The 18,469-nt window shown below is 47.2% G+C and carries 23 protein-coding genes, 3 tRNA genes, 1 other RNA gene and 1 pseudogene; 20 read left to right on the top strand and 8 right to left on the bottom strand.

Features of this window, described 5'->3' with window-relative positions:
* The first annotated feature begins 24 nt into the window (after nucleotides 1-24).
* Nucleotides 25-99 (top strand) — tRNA-Val (locus L3N51_RS00760).
* A gap of 378 nt (nucleotides 100-477) precedes the next feature.
* Here L3N51_RS00760 and L3N51_RS00755 read toward each other — a convergent pair.
* Nucleotides 478-552, bottom strand: a tRNA-Arg gene (locus L3N51_RS00755).
* Nucleotides 553-591: 39 nt separating this feature from the next.
* Between L3N51_RS00755 and rpiA the strand changes: the two genes are divergently transcribed.
* The 8 genes from rpiA (at nucleotide 592) to rnpB (ending at nucleotide 3,833) form a co-directional block, all read left to right on the top strand.
* Nucleotides 592-1,275 carry a ribose 5-phosphate isomerase A gene (gene rpiA, locus L3N51_RS00750; protein WP_238024708.1) on the top strand — a complete coding sequence of 228 codons (684 nt, stop codon included), beginning with the start codon at nucleotides 592-594 and terminating at the stop codon, nucleotides 1,273-1,275.
* Between the two features lie 70 nt (nucleotides 1,276-1,345).
* Nucleotides 1,346-1,597 carry a metal-binding protein gene (locus tag L3N51_RS00745; protein WP_238024707.1) on the top strand — a complete coding sequence of 84 codons (252 nt, stop codon included), beginning with the start codon at nucleotides 1,346-1,348 and terminating at the stop codon, nucleotides 1,595-1,597.
* A complete protein-coding gene (locus tag L3N51_RS00740; protein WP_238024706.1) occupies nucleotides 1,594-1,758 on the top strand; it encodes a hypothetical protein in 165 nt (54 codons plus the stop codon). The genes L3N51_RS00745 and L3N51_RS00740 overlap by 4 nt, the downstream gene beginning before the upstream one ends.
* Complete coding sequence (locus L3N51_RS00735) at nucleotides 1,748-2,083, top strand: transcription elongation factor (RefSeq protein WP_238024705.1); 336 nt, start codon at nucleotides 1,748-1,750, stop codon at nucleotides 2,081-2,083. The genes L3N51_RS00740 and L3N51_RS00735 overlap by 11 nt, the downstream gene beginning before the upstream one ends.
* Complete coding sequence (locus L3N51_RS00730; RefSeq protein WP_238024704.1) at nucleotides 2,037-2,795, top strand: geranylgeranylglyceryl/heptaprenylglyceryl phosphate synthase; 759 nt, start codon at nucleotides 2,037-2,039, stop codon at nucleotides 2,793-2,795. Before L3N51_RS00735 ends, L3N51_RS00730 begins: the two co-directional genes overlap by 47 nt.
* A complete protein-coding gene (locus L3N51_RS00725; protein ID WP_238024703.1) occupies nucleotides 2,795-2,968 on the top strand; it encodes a preprotein translocase subunit Sec61beta in 174 nt (57 codons plus the stop codon). The genes L3N51_RS00730 and L3N51_RS00725 overlap by 1 nt, the downstream gene beginning before the upstream one ends.
* Before the next feature lie 40 nt (nucleotides 2,969-3,008).
* The gene (locus L3N51_RS00720) at nucleotides 3,009-3,533 is read left to right on the top strand and encodes a CBS domain-containing protein (RefSeq protein ID WP_238024702.1); all 525 of its coding nucleotides are present in this window, start codon (nucleotides 3,009-3,011) and stop codon (nucleotides 3,531-3,533) included.
* Nucleotides 3,534-3,833: RNase P RNA component (gene rnpB, locus L3N51_RS00715), an RNA gene on the top strand.
* A gap of 19 nt (nucleotides 3,834-3,852) precedes the next feature.
* On the opposite strand, the pseudogene L3N51_RS00710 reads toward rnpB, so the two are convergent.
* Nucleotides 3,853-4,404 (bottom strand): annotated as a pseudogene (locus L3N51_RS00710) (DUF367 family protein); the annotation flags it as partial.
* On the opposite strand from L3N51_RS00710, the gene L3N51_RS00705 reads away from it, so the two are divergent.
* Both L3N51_RS00705 and L3N51_RS00700 read left to right on the top strand, forming a co-directional pair.
* A complete protein-coding gene (locus L3N51_RS00705; protein WP_238024701.1) occupies nucleotides 4,382-4,630 on the top strand; it encodes an Lrp/AsnC family transcriptional regulator in 249 nt (82 codons plus the stop codon). The pseudogene L3N51_RS00710 and the gene L3N51_RS00705 overlap by 23 nt on opposite strands.
* 1 nt (nucleotide 4,631) lies before the next feature.
* Nucleotides 4,632-5,861, top strand: coding sequence for a tRNA(Ile)(2)-agmatinylcytidine synthase (locus tag L3N51_RS00700; protein ID WP_238024700.1), 1,230 nt, complete (start codon nucleotides 4,632-4,634; stop codon nucleotides 5,859-5,861).
* A gap of 29 nt (nucleotides 5,862-5,890) precedes the next feature.
* On the opposite strand, the gene L3N51_RS00695 is transcribed toward L3N51_RS00700, so the two are convergent.
* A tRNA-Ala gene (locus L3N51_RS00695) sits at nucleotides 5,891-5,964 on the bottom strand.
* Nucleotides 5,965-6,183: 219 nt separating this feature from the next.
* Here L3N51_RS00695 and L3N51_RS00690 point away from each other — a divergent pair.
* From L3N51_RS00690 to L3N51_RS00680, 3 genes are all read left to right on the top strand, one after another.
* Nucleotides 6,184-7,602: a hypothetical protein gene (locus L3N51_RS00690; RefSeq protein WP_238024699.1), complete on the top strand. Its 1,419-nt coding sequence runs from the start codon at nucleotides 6,184-6,186 to the stop codon at nucleotides 7,600-7,602.
* Between the two features lie 289 nt (nucleotides 7,603-7,891).
* Complete coding sequence (locus L3N51_RS00685) at nucleotides 7,892-9,082, top strand: Cdc6/Cdc18 family protein (protein WP_238024698.1); 1,191 nt, start codon at nucleotides 7,892-7,894, stop codon at nucleotides 9,080-9,082.
* Entirely contained in the window at nucleotides 9,051-9,590 is a 540-nt protein-coding gene (locus L3N51_RS00680) for a DUF99 family protein (protein WP_238024697.1), read from the top strand. Before L3N51_RS00685 ends, L3N51_RS00680 begins: the two co-directional genes overlap by 32 nt.
* A 22-nt stretch (nucleotides 9,591-9,612) precedes the next feature.
* Here the strand turns inward: L3N51_RS00680 and L3N51_RS00675 are convergent, their stop codons facing one another.
* From L3N51_RS00675 to cyaB, 4 genes are read right to left on the bottom strand one after another with little or no spacing between them, the layout of a single operon-like run.
* Entirely contained in the window at nucleotides 9,613-10,545 is a 933-nt protein-coding gene (locus L3N51_RS00675) for an acyl-CoA thioesterase (RefSeq protein WP_238024696.1), read from the bottom strand.
* Nucleotides 10,542-11,006: a nicotinamide-nucleotide adenylyltransferase gene (locus L3N51_RS00670; protein WP_238024695.1), complete on the bottom strand. Its 465-nt coding sequence runs from the start codon at nucleotides 11,004-11,006 to the stop codon at nucleotides 10,542-10,544. Before L3N51_RS00670 ends, L3N51_RS00675 begins: the two co-directional genes overlap by 4 nt.
* Nucleotides 11,007-11,008: 2 nt before the next feature.
* A complete protein-coding gene (locus tag L3N51_RS00665; protein ID WP_238024884.1) occupies nucleotides 11,009-11,770 on the bottom strand; it encodes an SAM hydrolase/SAM-dependent halogenase family protein in 762 nt (253 codons plus the stop codon).
* Between the two features lie 31 nt (nucleotides 11,771-11,801).
* Nucleotides 11,802-12,350, bottom strand: coding sequence for a class IV adenylate cyclase (cyaB, locus tag L3N51_RS00660; protein WP_238024694.1), 549 nt, complete (start codon nucleotides 12,348-12,350; stop codon nucleotides 11,802-11,804).
* Between cyaB and L3N51_RS00655 the strand changes: the two genes are divergently transcribed.
* From L3N51_RS00655 to L3N51_RS00630, 6 genes are all read left to right on the top strand, one after another.
* Nucleotides 12,351-13,361 carry an RsmB/NOP family class I SAM-dependent RNA methyltransferase gene (locus tag L3N51_RS00655; protein WP_238024693.1) on the top strand — a complete coding sequence of 337 codons (1,011 nt, stop codon included), beginning with the start codon at nucleotides 12,351-12,353 and terminating at the stop codon, nucleotides 13,359-13,361. It abuts the gene before it with no gap.
* Entirely contained in the window at nucleotides 13,358-13,816 is a 459-nt protein-coding gene (locus tag L3N51_RS00650) for a hypothetical protein (protein WP_238024692.1), read from the top strand. The genes L3N51_RS00655 and L3N51_RS00650 overlap by 4 nt, the downstream gene beginning before the upstream one ends.
* A gap of 67 nt (nucleotides 13,817-13,883) precedes the next feature.
* Nucleotides 13,884-14,858 (top strand): DNA repair and recombination protein RadA, encoded by a 975-nt coding sequence (gene radA / locus L3N51_RS00645; RefSeq protein WP_238024691.1) that lies wholly within the window; start codon nucleotides 13,884-13,886, stop codon nucleotides 14,856-14,858.
* A 35-nt stretch (nucleotides 14,859-14,893) separates the two neighbouring features.
* Nucleotides 14,894-15,403, top strand: coding sequence for an HIT family protein (locus L3N51_RS00640; RefSeq protein ID WP_238024690.1), 510 nt, complete (start codon nucleotides 14,894-14,896; stop codon nucleotides 15,401-15,403).
* A gap of 26 nt (nucleotides 15,404-15,429) precedes the next feature.
* Nucleotides 15,430-16,638 (top strand): threonine ammonia-lyase, encoded by a 1,209-nt coding sequence (ilvA, locus tag L3N51_RS00635; RefSeq protein WP_238024689.1) that lies wholly within the window; start codon nucleotides 15,430-15,432, stop codon nucleotides 16,636-16,638.
* Nucleotides 16,639-16,696: 58 nt separating this feature from the next.
* Nucleotides 16,697-17,509 carry a prephenate dehydratase gene (locus L3N51_RS00630; protein ID WP_238024688.1) on the top strand — a complete coding sequence of 271 codons (813 nt, stop codon included), beginning with the start codon at nucleotides 16,697-16,699 and terminating at the stop codon, nucleotides 17,507-17,509.
* Here L3N51_RS00630 and L3N51_RS00625 read toward each other — a convergent pair.
* Entirely contained in the window at nucleotides 17,502-18,467 is a 966-nt protein-coding gene (locus L3N51_RS00625) for an Lrp/AsnC family transcriptional regulator (protein WP_238024687.1), read from the bottom strand. The two genes, L3N51_RS00630 and L3N51_RS00625, sit on opposite strands and share 8 nt — an antisense overlap.
* Nucleotides 18,468-18,469: the final 2 nt, after the last annotated feature.

Genomic DNA, 18,469 nt, shown 5'->3' with positions numbered 1-18,469 from the left:
ATTATAAGCCCTTGGTAAGGTGTTGGGCCCGTCGTCTAGCCTGGTTAGGACGCTGGCCTTACAAGCCAGAGGTCTTGGGTTCAAATCCCAACGGGCCCACCTCTCTTCTGAAGCGGACACCTTTACATATGCCTCTCTTTCAACTCCTTAACAATTATCCCTCCCAGATTCCGCATAACGCTAGTTTATCTGTTGCCAGTATCCCTGCACATATGTGTAGGACTTCAATTACGATGGCAAGTGCCCATGATGTTGCGAGTCCTCCCTTACTGAGTTTTAAGCGTCGAATCAATCAAGAAGGGGCTACTCAATATTTTGTATTTAAGAAGACTCTAACGCAAAATACACAACAAACCGAACTGGACACCCAGGTATTTCTGAGCTGGTCATAGAAAGCCCTTAAAGTTACCATATCTCAGGTTCAGACCCTAAAATGACAATAGTGGATTTGATCCCTTCAATCACCGTGTGATAATGCGGACCCGCCGGGATTCGGACCCGGGACCTTAGGCTCCGGAGGCCTACGCTCTATCCTGGCTGAGCTACGGGTCCGTCATAACCTTTATTTTCAAGTTATTTAACCTAAACTCCATGGCCGACCCCAAGGAAGTCCTAGCTCAATACGTCCTGCCAATTCTGGCCGACAAGAAGATCATTGGTTTGGGAACCGGCAAGACGGTGCGTAAACTCGTGGAAGTCATGGCCCTACACAATTCCCTTCAGGACAAGAAAGTGGTTACCAGTTCCACCGACACTGATATGTTGGCCTCTAGTAAGGGAGCCATGGTTCTTTCCCCCTTCTCCGGGGTTATTCCAGAGATTTACGTGGATAGCTTTGACTTTCTGGTTGAATCCCGCGGGAGAAAGGTGCTCATCAAGGGTGGAGGAGGAGCATTACTCAGGGAGAAGATACTATCATTTTTCTCTCTACAAAGAATATTTATAGGAGAGGTATCCAAATTCGTGTCCAGAAAGGAGATCCAGGTCCCGGTAGAGATTGTCCCTGCAGGTTTCTCTCTGATTCTCGCCAGACTGAGTCAGATGGGTCTCAACCCAGCACCAAGGGAAGGCACAGGAAAGATGGGTCCCATAGTAACGGACAATGGTAACCTCATCCTCGATATTAACGTAAAGGTTGAGGATCTATGCAGACTAGAGAGAGAACTCAAGACAATCCCCGGGATAGTGGAAACGGGTATATTTTGTGAAAACCTATATGATTCCATAGTGGTGGGGGATAGCGAAGGAAGACTCCAGGTATTTCAGAGAGGCTGAAAGGGCTGTTAAGGAAGGGAGGATTATCGAGCTTAGATCTAGGGAAGGTGGGCCTCCCCTTTTCATTTTCATGGCAAGGGAGAAGGGACTACACAGGGATCACATAGTGGGTCCCAGATCCTGCGATTGCGAGTCCTTCCTTTTCCATGGTATCTTGGAGGATGGGGGAAGCTGTATACACATAGAGGCGTACAACCTGGCATCAAAGAGGGAGAATTTCAGAAAACTTACCGTGGAGAGGAATGAACTTAAGCAGATACTCACCGAGATTTTCGCTTACGGAAAATCCTTAAAACTGAGAAAACTAATTTCATCGAGATGACCGATTTAGCAACCATTCAAATTGTGCTAATAGCTGCTGCCGTGGCAGTGATAGGTGGAGTGACCTATGCGACCTTTGAGGAAATATTAACCGGGATTCCCACAAAGAAGGAACAGGTTAAGGTGGAGAGAAAGAGAAAAGGTGGATCTCATGGGAGGTAAAAGAAAGAAAAGGACTAAGATTGTAAGGGTTAAGCCTCAGCTACCTAAAACCTTCGAATGCCCAAGGTGCGGTAAAATAGCAATTACCATCAAATTCGACAAGTCAGATAGTGGTCCCAAAACTGCCCATATAAAGTGCGGTAATTGCGGGCTCAGCGCGGATCTGGATGGAATTCCCCCGGTCTATGACGAGGCCAACGTTTACGGAAAGTTCCTCGATCTTTACCTTGAAGGAAAGTTGGAAATAAAAGAGGGAAATCAAGAAGAGACTGAAGATCATGAGGATCAAGGGGAAGACAGCGAGCTATCTGCAGAAACTAATTGACGAAGGGCAGCCAATTCATTTTTCTCTAATAGACCCTGATAAGGTGAAGGACCTAGAGGGATTGGGTAGAGTTGCATCAAGCCTGTACAGGGCTGGCACCTCGGCCTTTCTCATTGGTGGCACTCTGGGGGTTTCAAAGGAGAAACTGGACGGAATAATACACGTCCTCCAGGACTTCCGTATTCCAAAGATAATTTTCCCCAGCAACATCAACCTGATATCGGAGAAGGCTGACGCAATTCTCTTCATGTCCCTTCTCAATTCGGACGACCTATACTACGTGATAGGGGCACAGGTTTCTGCTTCAATAATCGTGAAGACCATAGGCCTGGAACCCATACCCACCGGTTACCTTATCGTGGGGCATGGGGGAACAGCAGCACATATAGGGAGGGCTAGGGTTGTCCCCTATGACAATCCGGAACTGGCGGTGGCCTACGCCCTGGCAGCGGAATACATGGGGATGGAGTATCTTTACCTAGAGGCAGGTTCGGGCGCACCGGAGACCGTAAGGCCGGAGATGGTTAAGTTCGTGTCCAAGTACTCCAACATAAACCTCATTGTTGGCGGTGGAATTAGGACCCCTGAAAGGGCCGTGGAACTCGTGAGGGCAGGAGCAAAGGCTATCGTGACCGGAAATGTTATTGAGAGTGATATTGAAAGGGCAATAAAAATAATAGAGGCCATGCAGAGAGTTTACAAGATTGAGTAATGCCCTCCACCAAGAAGAAAAAGGAAAACGTTCCCGTAATGTCTATGGCTGGCTTGATCAGGTACTACGAAGAGGAGCATGAGAAATATAAGGTGGATCCCATTTACGTGATCATTGCAAGCGTGGTGCTGGTTGCCGTAGTGGTGGCCATAACCAAGATAATTCCACCGTAGGGCTTCCAAATTGTTCGTCAATTTATCGGATATAAGAAAAATGAGAGAGATGGCAGGGCTAACGCAGACGGAATTGGCCAAGAGGGTGGGTGTTTCCCAGTCCCTTATTGCCAAGATCGAGAAGGGAAAGATTGACCCCAAGCTTTCGGTGGTCAGAAAGATCCTGGATGAACTCACGCCTCTGATTGAGGTATCCGAGGTAGCGGTCAATCTGATGCATTCTCCCGTAATCTCCGCTAAAATGGATGACAGGGTTAAGGACGTGGTGGAGTTGATGGAGAGCAATAACATATCTCAGGTGCCCGTTGTTAACTCTGGCGGGAAACTCATGGGAATGATTTACGATTACATTCTCATGAGGAAGCTTGCTCTTCCATCCTCAAGAAACTTGAAGGCGGTGGACGTTATGGCCCCATTACCGCCCCTGGTAAATTCGTCCACCCCTGTAAATCAGGTCATGAAGCTCCTCACCAGGTACTCAGTCACCCTCGTCGTGGAGGGAGACCTTATTCCCCTGGGCATAATTACCAGAAGCGATTTAATAACATACCTGGCAAGGAAATAGGGGAGCCCGGCAGGGGGCCACGGGAAACTGGGGAAACTCCAGCCTCTCGCCCTGGGGGAGTCCCGCGAGGGACGGGGTTAGTCGCTCCGACAACTGCACAGAAACGATACCTGCGATAGGCCACATGAAAATGATCATGTTCTCCCTCCGGCGACGGAGGGGGAGGTGTGAGAGACCTATCGCGGGTTGAAACGGCAGATCTCCCCTTGAGCAAGTAGGGGAGGATTGGGCGAAATGACTCTCCTGATACGCAAAGCCTAATCCCCCAAGTACAGAAGCTGGGTTATTGCCTGGGCTCCCCCATTATTTCCTTAATGAAGGAGTTTTCCAGATGAACTATCTCTTCTTCGCTCTTCCCCCGATAGGCCTCCAGCAACTCCCTGTTCAGGTCCAGGAAGGTTTTTCCCCACTTCATTATGGATGCGAGTTTTAGAGCTTCCTCAACCTCATCCATAATGTAAAGGGAGCCCACAACGGCCTCCAGTGAGGATAGCTTCATGGGCTTGGAGTAGTTTACCGGATTTCCCGCAAAGAGCAATGGGAGCCTCCTCCCGTTTCTTACGTACTTGCGGAAAAAGGAGTCATCGGATCTGTTCCAGGAGGAATCTAGAACGGTGATTCCCCTGCTCAGGTAGGTTTCCCTGTCCCCCACAGATAACACTCGGTCGGACAGGGGATTCAGAACTACACCCACAGGCCTATCAACCAGCTTCGCGAAGCCCAGCCTCACCATCTTCCTCCCTGTGCATTTAGCTGGATCGTCTTCTCTAAATTCTAAGATAAATATATGCACAGAGTATCGTAAAGTTCTTATAACTTTATATTTATTAAAGCTAGTGGGATTGAACTTGGTAACTGCAATTGTCCTCATAAACACAGATCCTGGAGGGGAAGAGGAAGTTTATAACAAGTTAAAGGGAATGAACGAGGTAAGCGAGACGTACATAGTGTACGGAGTTTATGATATTGTTGCGAAAATAGATTCGCCAGATATGGATTCTTTAAGAAATTTTATTAGTAATAACATCAGGAAGCTTCCCAAGGTTAGGTCAACGCTAACCATGATAATTATGGAGAGCAAGATCCAGAAGAAGTGAAATGAGGTACGTAATTGGCGTTGACGACCATGATTCCCCCAAGGGCGGGTGCACCACACATTTTTCCTTGCTTTTGCTGAAAGAGTTCCATACACACGGCATAAAGCTGGTGGGCTATCCCAGACTCACCAGGTTAAACCCTAACATTCCGTGGAAAACCAGGGGTAACGCCTCTATCTCCTTCGTGGTGGAAACGGATAGGGATGAAAGGGAACTACTGGAGATGGTGTGGAGCGAATCCGTGAATTATGTGGAGAAAGTGTCCCAGGGCTTGGCCTACAGGAGATCCCCTGGAGTTGCAGTTGGTAAGGCTGAGGTCATGGGGAAACTGGAGCATCTTTACTGGAAAGCTGTTGGGGACGTGGTAACAGTTGATTACGTCAACACCCTGTCCGAAAGGCTTGGAATTCTGACCAGGGGAGGCAGGGGAGTGATAGGATCTATTGCATCCATGGGGTTTTCAGGTGAGGGAACTTACGAGCTCCTGGCATACAGGGCGCAGGAGAACTGGAGGAGCAGGAGGAGCATTGACCTGTCCTCACTGATAGAGTATGATGAAAGCCACTTTCCCAGAGTATACGCCAACGTTGATTACGTGGATATGGAACCTCTGGTGCTTTCCCACGGAAACGACCCGGTCCTGTTTGGCCTCAGGGGAAGGGATCCGGCCTCATTGATGGAGGGGATGAAGATGATAAAGGTGGATGAGAAGGTGGATGGATACCTCGTGTTTGTGACCAACCAGGGAACAGATCACCATTTCCGTAACCCCGCGCTCAGGCCATACTCCAGTTTCGTAGGGGAGGTTACCGTGAACTCCGTGAAAGTTGAGAGGGGTGGAGATTGCGTTGTGTTAAGCGATGAGGCTGTGATCCTGGTGTATAAGGAAACCGGGGAGTTAAACAGGGCTATGAGGGAGTTGCTACCTGGAGACAGAATCAGGGTGTATGGAGCCGTAAAGCCCTCCGTGAAGTATGGGATGGTCGTGGAACCTGAGAAGGTGGAGGTGACCGCACTGGTGAGGAAGGTGGAGGTGAAGAATCCCAGGTGCCCGCTCTGCGGTAGTTCCTCCGAATCTGCGGGAAAGGGAAAGGGGTTTAGATGCAGAAAGTGCGGTCACAGGTTCTTTGGGGAGAAAGTGTCAAGGGAGGCCGAGAGGGGTATCAGCCTAGGGATTTACCAGACCAGGAAATACAGACATCTCACGAAGCCCATATTTTACAGCGATTAATCTGTGATGAAGAGGTGGAATGGATGGAGTGGACCGGCCGGGATTTGAACCCGGGACCTCGCGGATGCCGACCGCGCACTCTTCCAGGCTGAGCTACCGGCCCATTATATGATAATGCTGATCTGTTTATAAATCTACCACCATAAAGTGAGGGTCTCTCAATTGAATAAAGTCTAAAACTCTTGGTAAATGAACTTTCTGATTCTCCTTCTTCTCATCCTTCACCAAGGAACCCCTTAACCATTTACACTTACTATTCTATATGTGACTACAGAGTATATATGAATAATGCTTATATAGGATTCTGGTAGAATTTACATTTATGAGCATTAATGTAGGAGAAGAATCCCTGAGGTCCCTACTAGGTGACCTTGGAATACTGGGTTACGTTGGTAATTCAATTTTACAGATAACCCAGCAGGAACAATGCCTTATCAATTACATGGGAGGTGTAATGAAGAGGTACGGGAACTCGCCCAAAAGTTACATTGTCTACCCCTCGCTCATATCGCCGTTTGAGTTTAGCGGGAGCGCCATCCTCAATAGAGGGGAGGAGGTGAGGAAGTATTATGGTGAATTGTCCCACCTGGTGAGGCACGGCATACTGGTGAGGACCAGCGTCAAGGGAGAGGAAACGCTGGTCTTCATAGGTGGATTTGATCAGGGGTGGGCCAGCGACGTGGTGGCCTTCAAGGCCTACAACGGAGGTAACGCGTATAAGGCCAAGTTTTCTGTCTCCTCCAACATTCTCCCGGGGTTGTACAGCAAGGAGACGGGACTGGCAGTGATTCCCTTTGGAGGAGGGGGTCCCCAGAACTGGTACAACTTCCGGAGTCCGGCACAGCAGGTCTGCAGGGATATGATGGAGAGGACCGGGATGAAGATGTTCCTTGATGATATTTATCAGAGTTTGTGGCAAAAGATTCTGAACGCGTTCCTGCAGGGAAGCGAAATTCTGTCCAAATATATCAACGTGTTTGCCTTTGGAGGGATAATGAATTTCGTGCCGTACATACAGGCGGACCTGTGGCCCACTCTCTTCTATTTTATTCCCGATAACATTGTAATAGTAAAGAACGAAGTAGCTAGGTACTGGGAGATCAATACAGATATATTAGGTCGTATACAAGGAATATCGTCACAGAAGCCGGCTTTAACTCCGGGAATTGTAATGTTGAGGGAGCTTGATGATATTCTGCAGAGGCCAACACTCATAACCTTCCCCAACTCTCCCTCGTCCTTACTTTACTATTTATCTGAAGGAGTGAAGGCCGCATTATCTCGAGGTTATCAATTCTCCAGTTCTGTGGGCCTGATAAGTAACATGCCCATCATTGAGGGTTCACCCGTTCTGGGAAGTCAGATCTGCTCTACGGAGTGCCAGGGTTCCCAGGGCCTCATCGGTTTCATAGGGAATGGCCTTAACCCCCTACCAGCTCCTGGGGGGATGAGCCAGTTCCAGTCAGCTGTATCTCTTCTCGTCCCTCCCCCGCGATCGTATCAGTGGGATGACATAGTGGAGTGGGCCAGAACCTACAACCTTGACGTGAATAAGTTGAACCTTGCAGCTGACATCATCGTGGTCATAGCGCAGGCAGCGAGGAAGGTAGCCCAGGAACTGGGGATAGAGGAGGAAGAGGCGAAGAGACTCGCCTCGGAGCTCGAGATTAGTGAGGAGATCCTTTCCAAGGGAGTGGAGAACGTTGCCACCGAGCTAACCAACTTAATACGTTCTCTGTAATTCAAAGAAGTGTCTAGTCGGAATAGATCAATTCACTTCATTCATACTCAGGGACCCCTGGATTTCCACTGGAGACTCTATTTCAAACCCGTTTCGTCCACATAAAGCTCTTTTATACAAACCCGTGTTTCTATTCCTTTATCACCTACTCTCAACTAATTTTTCCAGTGGAAACAGAGGGGTGTCTCCACTTTTCTTGGATTCTCCAGTGGAAACAGAGGGGTGATTTACTCCCCGGTTAAAGCCAGTACCAATCCTTAAAATCAGTTGAGATCAAGATTCCTGTAGTATGAGTGACATCATTGACGAAGTGTTATCCTCAGTTAAGAACTCGGTTATCTTTAAAAACAGGGAGTATCTTCTTCCAGATTATATTCCCGAGGAACTGCCCCATCGAGAAAATGAGATAAAGAAGCTGGCCAGCATTCTCGTACAGCTGTACAGGGGAGAGAGGCCCAGTAACATCTTCATTTATGGTCTTACCGGGACCGGGAAAACAGCAGTAACCAGGTATGTTCTGAGTAATTTACAGAAGAAGCTGAAGAACTTTGAGTATGTGTATATAAACGCCAGGCAGACGGACACACCCTACAGGATCCTTGCGGACATTATCGAGATTCTGGGAGATAAGGTTCCCTTCACAGGTCTCTCCACAGCGGAGCTCTACAGAAGAATGGTCAAGGTTCTGGAGAGATCCGAGAGGGTCATGATCATAGTCCTGGACGAAATAGATGCCCTGGTCAAGAAACATGGGGATGATATACTCTACAAGCTGACAAGGGTGAACTACGAGGTGCATAAGAGTAAGATCTCCATTGTGGGAATAACAAACGACGTCAAGTTTATAGACGGACTGGATCCAAGGGTAAGGAGCAGTCTGGGGGAGGAGGAGCTTGTCTTCCCCCCATACAACGCTGAGCAACTTGAGGATATTCTAAAGAAAAGGGCTGTTCTGGCCTTCAAGGAGGGAGTGGTTTCTGAACCGATTATCAAGTTATGTGCTGCCATAGCAGCCAGGGATCATGGGGACGCCAGGAGGGCCTTGGACCTTCTCAGGGTTGCTGGGGAGATAAGTGAGAGGGAGAGGAAACAGCAGGTTGGGGAGGAAGAGGTTGAGAAGGCCAGGGTAGAGATAGAGCGAGATCGCGTGTATGAGGTGATCGCCACTTTACCCTTTCACTCTAAGCTGGTGTTGTTGTCCATTATCAAGGGATTAACCAGGAATTCAAGGTTAACCACTGGGGAAATTTACGACCTCTACAGGAATATTGCAACCTCCATGGGTTCAGAGTTCGTGACCCAAAGGAGGGCAAGCGACATAATAAATGAACTGGATATGATGGGCATAATCTCCGCAAGGGTGGTAAACAGGGGGAGGTACGGTAAGACCAAGGAAGTGGTTCTGGCGGTGGATTCTGGGATAGTACTGAAGGCTCTCCTGGAGAGTGATGAAAGGTTTGCTGATTTCTGGAGTGGATGATGGGTATTTCCCCTTAAGGTATAAGGGGCAGAAAGGTAAGGCACCCCTTGTTGTCACGCTCTTTGAAGGGATGAAACTTAGGGATGTGAGGATAGACCTGATAACGGTTGACGGGAAAGATGCAAAGGAGGTCTTCTCCAGAATTAACTGGGGAGTTAAAACCATATATGACGGAGTGACATATGGCGGTTTCAACTATATCATCCCGGAGAAGGACTTCATAGTCCTTTACGGGAGTAGGCCCAATCTCGAGGAGGTAAGGAGGGCCCTGAGGACCCATTTTCAGGATGAAAGGGAGGGAGAAATCATGGAGGTTCTCGAGAGATTGATAAGAATAGAGACAAGATGGGGTCCCCTGTACCTGTACACTGACCTAGATATTGGGGAAGCCAGGAGAGTGGTGGAGGCATATCAACTGGTCTCAAAGTATCCTGAGCCCATAAGATATGCTCACATTATAGGGAGAGCGGTGGGGTTATGGAGAGAAAACGTGAAGGGAATGGCCTAGGGGTCTGACCGACAGCTCCTGCTCAACTGTAACATTCCCTCTTCTGGAGGGATTTACCCATGCTTATTCTTTCCTCCCTTTCCTTAACCCTCTCTTCCATGATCTTCCTCTCGTATTCTGAGGAAGGTTCTAGCTTCTGTATTGGCCTAGGCTTCCCATTCTCATCTATGGATACAAAGGAGAACACAGTCCTGGAGACAAGCCTTCTTGTTCCGGTGAAGTGATTTATGGCAAATATCTTTGCCCCCACATCCAGAGAGGTATTTCCTGTGTATTCCACTGCTCCCTGAATCTCCAGGATATCACCTATCTTCACTGGAACGAGGAAGTCAGCGGAGCCTGCGCTTGCTGTGAATGTGTTGCCCTTGGAATACATCTTGGCAACTATGGCCAATGCCTCATCAAGCATCATGTACATTTTCCCGGCGTAAAGTATACCGTTCCCGAAACCGTGTTCCGGGTAAATGGTTCTTATGTAGCTTCTTCCAAAGGTCATTCCCGGCAAAAGTTCAGACGTGTCCTCAGAAACCTTTTTCTTCCTTTCCAGTCTTTTGAGTCGCCTTCTCTCCGCGCTTTCATCGCCCTCTATCTTAACGTTAAGGGGTCTGGGTCTACCGTTCTCGTCAACGGCGACGTAGCTCATCAACCCTATTGCCCCGAGCTCCTCCGTATTTCCCCTCTTGATGCAACCCGTGACCTCAATTTCAACAGAGCTTTTCCACGAGGCCTTAGCCTCAGCAGTAACCCTCAGGATATCTCCCAGTCTGGCAGGCTTAAAGAGGTATAGGTAGTCCACCGACGCCAGAAGGTAATTCCCCTGGCTTACTCCTGACATGAGAATTCCTGCCGTATCTATGAGCCAGCTCATGTAGATTCCGCCATGGAGAGATCCAAAGTGATTGGTGTGCCAAGGAAACACGTTGTAGTAAGTTTCTGTTCTATACGTAGATATCACCTCTTATCAGTACCCACTATTTCTCTTAACCGTTCATCCCCCTTAATACTCTTTATGAAGTCGGAGACCTCCTCCGGAACCAGGCTTTCCCACTCTTCTCCGGTTATCATGTTCTTTCTGATGAGGGTGGAGTTGAACTTCTCCCTGTGGAATGAGGGCGGAATGAGGATCTCGCTACCTGCCTCCTTGAACAATCTCAACACCAGGGGATTTCTGGCTATAACGGCTTCAAACGATGGAACATACATCTTAACATGATATGCCCATACGTTGTTCATCAGGATATCAGGTATTGGGATAAGATAGTATCTATCCCCTGGTATCCCCTCCGCCTTCATTGCTCTCCTGATCATCTCAATTCTCTCGCCTGCGGTGAAGGGATTGGAGAGGGTGTGGCTCTCCTGTGCGCTTCCAATCAGAATCACCAGTTCATCTAGCCTCTCCAACCCCCACTTGACCACGCTCAAGTGGCCCAGGTGAAAGGGCTGAAATCTTCCAGGATAGATTCCTCTATGCAGACATCATCACCTTCTTTTACATTAAGCACTACTGAAGCATCTGCCTTATTTAACCCTAATTCAAGGAAACCGTATCCATTTCGATAAATTATGAGACCGTTCTCCCCATCTTGGAATGTTCTGGCACCCACTCCTGTAAACGTTCTATCTCCCACCTTTATCTTGGCCCGTCCACCAAATTTCACTCGGGCGTCTCTCAGGGAGAGCGCGACGTTACCGAAGTGGTCAACGAAGAATACCTTTGAGCAGATCATTCCATCCTCCCTTCTGCTCTCCAGGTTTAGCTTCACCAGTTCACTTTCGTCGATCTTGGCCCCTAAGGTCTCCATGGGAACCCCCCTCGTTAACAGTGCTGCGCTAATGGAGAAAATATCTCTGCCATGAAATGTGTTGGATATTTCCTTGGACAGATATACTCTCTCGTTGTCTATACTGTGAATCCTGAGGATACCGTCCTCTCTTATCGCTGGGTAAAGGACTCCGTTATCTGGACCCACAAAGTAGTAATTTCTGGTCCTCACGGCCAGGGGTCTCCTCTTCGTCCCTACTCCAGGATCCACCACCACTAAGAACGTGGTATATTTCCTGAAATATCTGTACGCGGTGTAGAGGAGATAGGCCCCCGCAATTACGTTGAAGTTCTTCGAGTTAGGCGAGATGTAGACCACATCAACATCCCTGTTAACTCTCCTTATCACCGCCTCCATTACCGCGTTGTAGTTGTCGGAAATTCCAAAATCAGTTAGAACTGCCAGCAAGTTTCTCTACCTTTAGCTCCAAGTAGGACTTGGTAATGATTTCGCCATTTATTCCAAACTTGGACCTGAACTCCTTAAAGAAGTCCAGTAACCTTTCCTCCTTAACGTCTATTCCCTCTATTTCGAGGAAGTTACCTAGCCCCTCCACGGTATCTACGCATATGTTGAACTCTCCCTTCCTCAGCACATGTCGGGTTTTCCTTACGCTTTGCGCAACTCTGTAACCAAGCTTCTCCAGTATCCTTATCATGCTCTCCTTGTCGTCAAGGGAAACAGTTATTTCCTCCCTGGATTTACTCTTGGAACCCATCTTGGGCCCCTTGTAGGTGAGCTCTATCTTATCGTTCACAAGTCGTATTCTCAGTGCCTCATCGGTCTTCCTAAAATCTCTGGAATCTCCGTTAAGGTAAATGTCCTCCTGAATTTCCTTGCCCACATACTCATACCCTTCCTGTAATAATCTATCAATCAGGAATTGCGGATCGAGACTGAGCTTCACTTTTATTTCACGTTCAATCACATCGGTCATATGAGTGAGATTGATTCCTATCTAAAAAATCATGAGTCACTCCTTTACACTTATCATATTACTCCCGAGATAAAGAGGATAGCAGATAAGTATGGTTTCTTGGAATACATGGTTGAGAGGTATCTGGAATTTCTGGGCGACCAAACCGAGGATTTTCTATCCTCCTGCTCTTTACCCTTAACCAAATCCATAAGGTGCAACTCGCTCAAGGTTAATTGTGGGGAGCTGGAGAAGAGGTTAGCCGACAGGGGGTTTTCCCTCACCAAGATATGGTGGAGCAGATTCGGATACAGGGTGGAAAAGAGTCCTCCTAGACCAAGTCTGGGCGCAACCGTGGAGTACATGAAGGGTTTCTATTACATTCAGGGAGAGGCCTCCATGATTCCACCCGAGGTGTTATCACCCAGGGAAGGTGAGCTGGTGCTTGACATGGCCTCCTCCCCGGGTGGGAAGACCACTCACATGGCCCAGTTGATGAACAACAGGGGAACCATAGTGGCAGTAGAAAAAAATCCATCTAGACTAAGAAAAATAAAATCGAACATCTCCAGGCTTGGAGTATCCAACGTTGTGCTGTTATCGATGAGCGGAGAGGAAGTTTCTAGGCTAGGTATGGAGTTTGACAGGATACTCCTTGACGCCCCTTGCTCAGGCGAGGGGTTGATACCCCTGGATCCTTCTAGGAAAACCAAAACTGCACCAGAGGACCTGAAAAATTTTCAACGAACCCAACTAACTCTCTTGGTGTCAGGGTTCAGGGTACTCAGGAGAGGAGGGTTCATGGTTTACTCCACATGCAGTATTGCCCCAGAGGAGGACGAGGTGATAGTTGATTTCGCAGTCAAGTATCTTGGTATGAAGGTAGAAAGGATTCATGGAATACCTGGAGAGAGGGGATTAACCAGTTTTAAGGGTATCTCGTTCTCCCCAGAACTCAGCGGATGTATTAGGACCTATCCTCACCTGCAACACACGGAGGGATTTTTCATTTGTCTGCTGAAGAAAGAGTGAGAAAGGTTAGGACGGAGCAATTTTCCCGGGCCCTTCATGAATACGGATGTGATCGCTTTCCCGCGAACTTTGAACTGTATGAGATAGGGGATATTATCTACGGGACAATGGGTGACCCCAACATACTGGAAGGTATCATGAGAAGGGACGTAAAGGTTGAGATGATAGGTTTACCTCTTCTCTTGAGGAGGGGAAGAAAACTAGTGCCTCTTCTAGCTCTTGGCGACTACATGGCCAAGTCGTGTTCACACAGGGTTCGCTTACCGGATAGGATAATTGAAAAAATACTTTACGGAAGGACAGTGACAGTGAAGGAGACATACAATTTCAGAAAGGGGTTATTAATCGATGGACACAGCGATTTTGTAGCCTTTATTACCCTCAGATCTCGGAAAAAAGGAACTGAGATAATACCGGATCTAGATATAGGATGGTATTTAAGGGCCGGAGGATAATGATAAGTAAATATTTATTGTTATGCACGGGTGTATTAACTTTAGAAAAAGGTGAAGTGGTGGAAAAATGGCAGACCAAGTAGAGGAGAAGAAAAGGATCAAGACAGTGAAGGATCTGTCGGGAGTAGGTCAGGCGGTACTCAATAAGCTCACAGAAGCCGGGTATTCAACTCTAGAATCTATAGCAGTTGCGTCTCCCCAGGACTTGAGCACAGCAGCCGGTATACCACTGACCACAGCTCAACGTATTATCAAGGAGGCCAGGGACGCTCTGGATATCAGGTTCAAGACAGCTCTTGAGATAGAACAGGAGAGGGCCAGCGTTAAGAAAATTACCACCGGAAGTCAGGCTCTAGATGGACTTCTGGGAGGAGGTATAGAAACTAGGACCATGACAGAACTGTTTGGAGAATTCGGATCAGGGAAGACTCAGATATGCCATCAAGTCTCAGTTAACGTTCAACTTCCTCCAGAGAGGGGCGGGTTGTCTGGCAAAGCATTGTACATAGATACCGAGGGAACGTTCAGGACAGAGAGAATAAAGGCAATGGCATCTGCGCTAGGGCTAGAACCCAAGGATGTTCTGCAGAACATAATGAGCATAAGGGCCATAAATACTGATCACCAAATAGCCATAGTAGAGGAACTGCAGGACATCATAGCCAAGGATAATTCCATTAAACTGGTCGTGGTAGATTCAATAACATCTCACTTTAGGGCAGAATATTCAGGAAGGGAGAACTTAGCTGTGAGGCAACAGAAGCTTAATAGACATCTACATCAACTTGTGAGACTGGCAGAGATCTACGATCTGGCCGTAATAGTCACCAACCAAGTTATGGCAAGGCCAGACATGTTCTATGGGGATCCAACAGTGGCTGTGGGCGGACACACGTTGTATCATGTTCCAGGGATAAGAGTTCAGATAAAGAAGAGCAGAGGCAATAGGAGAATAGCTAGGATGGTGGACGCACCTCATCTCCCAGAGGGAGAGGTCGTATTCAGTATAACCAATACAGGTATAAGGGATGCCGAAGAATAAAACTTCTTAATAATCTGCTTCAATAAAAACACTCCATGGATCATTTGTGGGCGCCTTGGCGCTCCAAGTATATCATGGATGCATCTAAGGGAAAACAAGAGGGTTGTCTTTTCTGTAGGGTTACAAGTGAGAACAGGGATCAGGAGAACCTGGTGGTATGTAGGGGGAAAAGGGCGTTTATCATCCTCAATAAGTACCCATATAATCCAGGTCATCTTATGGTGGTTCCATACAGGCACGTTCCATCGCTGGAGCTTCTTGATCCCGAAGAAAGCTCAGAGCTAATTGCCTTGACCTCTAAGGCGGTGAAATCACTGAGGGACGTGTATACGCCTGACGGTTTTAATGTGGGAATTAATATCGGAAGGGTAGCTGGGGCCGGGATCGAGCAACATATTCACATTCACGTGGTACCTAGATGGAACGGGGACTCGAACTTTATGCCGGTGATAGGAAACACAAAAGTCCTCCCCGAAACGCTGGAAGAGACGTATAAAAAGCTCAGCGATAAATCCATATGTGGTGAAGAAGTCTTCGATCGCTGATCGATGAAGAGGGCAGGGTTTTACTGATGATGCGAAAAATTCTAGATGATATATTTAGGGCAAAGGAGAGGATTTCCCCCTATATCCATGATACTCCTGTGGACTACTCTACCACTTTCTCGAGGATGACACAGTCTGAAGTTTATCTTAAGCTCGAGAACTTACAGAAGACTGGATCCTTCAAGGTAAGGGGAGCCTTTAACAAGATCTTGGAAATGAAGGAGGAGGAAAGGAAAAGAGGTGTGATTGCAGTTTCCGCAGGTAATCACGCTCAGGGAGTGGCGTATGCTGCGATGACACTGGGTATAAGGTCAACCATTGTTATGCCTGAAACGGCTCCAATTTCCAAGTATAAGGCCACCAAGGGTTACGGCGCGGAGGTGATTCTATACGGTAAGTTTATTCATGAGAGCATGAAGAAGGCCGAGGAATTAATACGGGAGAGGAACTTAACCTTGGTGCATCCGTATGACGATCCGTTAATAATTGCTGGTCAAGGAACTGCTGGGCTGGAGATGGCTAAGGAGAAACCAGATGTAGTGATAGTTCCCATAGGGGGCGGTGGCCTGATTTCCGGAGTGGCTGTTGCCCTAAAGGGAATTAATCCCAACACAAGGGTTATAGGCGTACAGTCCTATGCGTCCCCATCCTTGAAGATTTCCAAGGAGCTCGGAAGGTTGACCGATATAGAACCCTCCTATTCAATTGCAGATGGAATTCTGGTCAAGTCTCCTTCCTCCCTTACATTTGAAATTATCTCGGAGTATGTGGATGACATAGTTTTGGTTGATGATGAGGAGATAGCTTGGGCCATGATGATGTTGCTAGAGAGAAATAAGACGGTCGTAGAGCCTGCAGGTGCCGCATCCCTGGCGGCACTACTTAGTGGCAAAGTGGAGGCAAGAGGCAAGAAAGTGATGACTTTCCTGAGCGGAGGTAACGTGGATTTATCTCTCCTAGCAAGGATCATAGATAAGACATTGTACAAGACCAAGAGAATTGTTAAGGCAAGGGTAATAGTTCCAGACAAACCAGGCTATCTTAATAAGGTTCTCAATTACGTGGCCCAAATAAGAGGAAATATAATTGATGTCGTTCATGATAGAGTTAGTAGCGACGTATTGCCTGGATACACAAAGATATACGTCATGTTTGAAGTAGCGGAACAGGAGGATCTTGGAAAGTTTATAGTAAGTCTTCAGAACGAGAATATAGAAGTGAAACTCATAGAGTAGAATGTTTTTACTGTGTTCTTCTCCTTATCCGAAATTCTTAATAATCGGAATCCTTGACATGACCACGGTTGATCCAGATGGAATTTATTATCTAGGTCCCAAGGGTAGTTTCTCGCACGAGGCTGCACTTAAAATTGATGGAAGTCATGTCGAGGTGCCCTCCATATCCGAAATATTTGACAGGGTATCTATGGGTGGAATAGGGGTAGTCCCTGTAGAAAATACACTGGAGGGGCCAGTTAATGAGACCCTGGATAATCTCTATACAAGGCAAGGTATATACGTAAACAAGAGAATAGACATGAAGATAGATCTAGTCCTAGCTTCAAGGCCAGATGCGAATCTTCAATCGATAACGAGGGTGTACTCCCATAATCATGCCATTCATGAAGCTAGAAATACCCTGTCAAAACTTGGTCTCACCAATTTTATTCCCGTAAACAGCACGTCTAAGGCAGCTCAACTGGCGTTGGAGGACAGGCATTCCGCTGCCATATGCTCCAGGTTTGCTGCCAGTCTCTACGGGTTGAAAATCCTTAAGGAGAACATTCAGGACGGAGTTAACATTACTAGATTCCTTGTGGTGTCCAGAAATTTAACCGAGGACGGCGAAAGGAGCATTGTACTTTTCACGGTTCCTGACGTTCCCGGTTCGCTATTCAAGGTTTTAGAGAAATTCTACCTTCATAATATCAATCTCTCAATGATATACTCTAGGCCAACTAAGATAATACCATGGAATTATTACTTTTACCTAGAGTTCGAGGGAAGTATAGCAGAAACTAGGCGGATGGGACTTCTTGACGAGTTATCCGAGGTTACACAGGAACTAAAAATAGTGGGAAGCTACATTACAGTGCCCGCTACATGACTATTCCAGGTTTTAGATTGTCTAGGCTATAGAGGAGCATGTAGCTCCTGGCCCCAGTTATCCCCAACGCCTTCATGGAGGCCTCCCTTATCACCGACTTACTTTTACCGTGCAACATACAGTAACATAGGTAGTCCCATGGCTTATTGCTCTCTCTCAACACTACGTGTGTGGCCTCATTCAGATTTTCCGCTATTCGATTACACGATTCCTCAATATTATCGGTGTTTATGAGCAACATGGCGTTTTCAGTGATTCCCACTTTCTCTCCGTTTATGGTAGCTCCGTAATCCTTGATGACATGTTTTGACCTTAATTCGGAAATTAGATCCACCAGCTCAGACTCGCTATATCCAAATTTCTCTGCAAGGCTTTTGAAAGGCCTTTCTACTATGGGGAGTGGATAGGATAGAGCCTTCAGGAACTCCATGTTAAGCCCCAGCTCCTCCGCTGTTGGTATTTTTTCGGGAGTTTTCTCGTTCTTGCTCCACGATATTCCGCGTATCAAATCATACTTAACGCTTAGTTTCAGATTCCTCTTGGAGAACAGAATCACGTAATCCTCAGCCTTCACTTCCTCCATTAGATCCCTGACCTTCCGCTCCAGAGCTTCCTTTGATTCAGCCTTAAGTACGTACCATACGTTATATCTTGGATGGTTTCTGATGAAGTTGTGAGTGAGCTCCCTGATGTGGAGTGCCTCCCTCCTAAACCTATCTAGCTGATCCAAAGGTATAGCAGCTGCTATCAGGGCCCCTTCCATCCCCTTGGATCTAAAATTGACATACATTCCAACTCTTTTTATAATTTCAGAATCTACAAGATTGAGAGTTTCCTTAAGAACAAGGTCCGTTTTTAGATTTAGTCTATTTGCGATCACATCAAAGGGTTTTTCGTCGAAAGGGAAGTTGTATTGGAGTTCCATGAGGAGGTTTATTTGGGTATCGTTAAGTTCCATAA

The organism is Metallosphaera javensis (ex Hofmann et al. 2022) (assembly GCF_022064045.1).
GTDB lineage: Archaea > Thermoproteota > Thermoprotei_A > Sulfolobales > Sulfolobaceae > Metallosphaera > Metallosphaera javensis.
The sequence above is the reverse complement of the archived record's forward strand: the minus strand, read 5'-3'. Positions and strand labels throughout refer to the sequence as shown.

Bases quoted from the DNA above. Each gene is read 5' to 3' on its own strand.
- L3N51_RS00665 (WP_238024884.1), bottom strand. From the start codon at position 11,770: ATGGAGGCGGTGATAAGGAGAGTTAACAGGGATGTTGATGTGGTCTAC.
- L3N51_RS00690 (WP_238024699.1), top strand. From the start codon at position 6,184: ATGAGCATTAATGTAGGAGAAGAATCCCTGAGGTCCCTACTAGGTGAC.
- L3N51_RS00735 (WP_238024705.1), top strand. From the start codon at position 1,748: ATGGGAGGTAAAAGAAAGAAAAGGACTAAGATTGTAAGGGTTAAGCCT.
- L3N51_RS00655 (WP_238024693.1), top strand. From the start codon at position 12,351: ATGAGTGAGATTGATTCCTATCTAAAAAATCATGAGTCACTCCTTTAC.
- L3N51_RS00745 (WP_238024707.1), top strand. From the start codon at position 1,346: ATGGCAAGGGAGAAGGGACTACACAGGGATCACATAGTGGGTCCCAGA.
- L3N51_RS00630 (WP_238024688.1), top strand. From the start codon at position 16,697: ATGACCACGGTTGATCCAGATGGAATTTATTATCTAGGTCCCAAGGGT.
- L3N51_RS00640 (WP_238024690.1), top strand. From the start codon at position 14,894: ATGGATCATTTGTGGGCGCCTTGGCGCTCCAAGTATATCATGGATGCA.
- L3N51_RS00625 (WP_238024687.1), bottom strand. From the start codon at position 18,467: ATGGAACTTAACGATACCCAAATAAACCTCCTCATGGAACTCCAATAC.
- L3N51_RS00725 (WP_238024703.1), top strand. From the start codon at position 2,795: ATGCCCTCCACCAAGAAGAAAAAGGAAAACGTTCCCGTAATGTCTATG.
- L3N51_RS00720 (WP_238024702.1), top strand. From the start codon at position 3,009: ATGAGAGAGATGGCAGGGCTAACGCAGACGGAATTGGCCAAGAGGGTG.
- radA (WP_238024691.1), top strand. From the start codon at position 13,884: ATGGCAGACCAAGTAGAGGAGAAGAAAAGGATCAAGACAGTGAAGGAT.
- L3N51_RS00685 (WP_238024698.1), top strand. From the start codon at position 7,892: ATGAGTGACATCATTGACGAAGTGTTATCCTCAGTTAAGAACTCGGTT.
- L3N51_RS00740 (WP_238024706.1), top strand. From the start codon at position 1,594: ATGACCGATTTAGCAACCATTCAAATTGTGCTAATAGCTGCTGCCGTG.
- rpiA (WP_238024708.1), top strand. From the start codon at position 592: ATGGCCGACCCCAAGGAAGTCCTAGCTCAATACGTCCTGCCAATTCTG.
- L3N51_RS00730 (WP_238024704.1), top strand. From the start codon at position 2,037: ATGAGGATCAAGGGGAAGACAGCGAGCTATCTGCAGAAACTAATTGAC.
- L3N51_RS00700 (WP_238024700.1), top strand. From the start codon at position 4,632: ATGAGGTACGTAATTGGCGTTGACGACCATGATTCCCCCAAGGGCGGG.
- cyaB (WP_238024694.1), bottom strand. From the start codon at position 12,350: ATGACCGATGTGATTGAACGTGAAATAAAAGTGAAGCTCAGTCTCGAT.
- ilvA (WP_238024689.1), top strand. From the start codon at position 15,430: ATGATGCGAAAAATTCTAGATGATATATTTAGGGCAAAGGAGAGGATT.
- L3N51_RS00680 (WP_238024697.1), top strand. From the start codon at position 9,051: ATGAAAGGTTTGCTGATTTCTGGAGTGGATGATGGGTATTTCCCCTTA.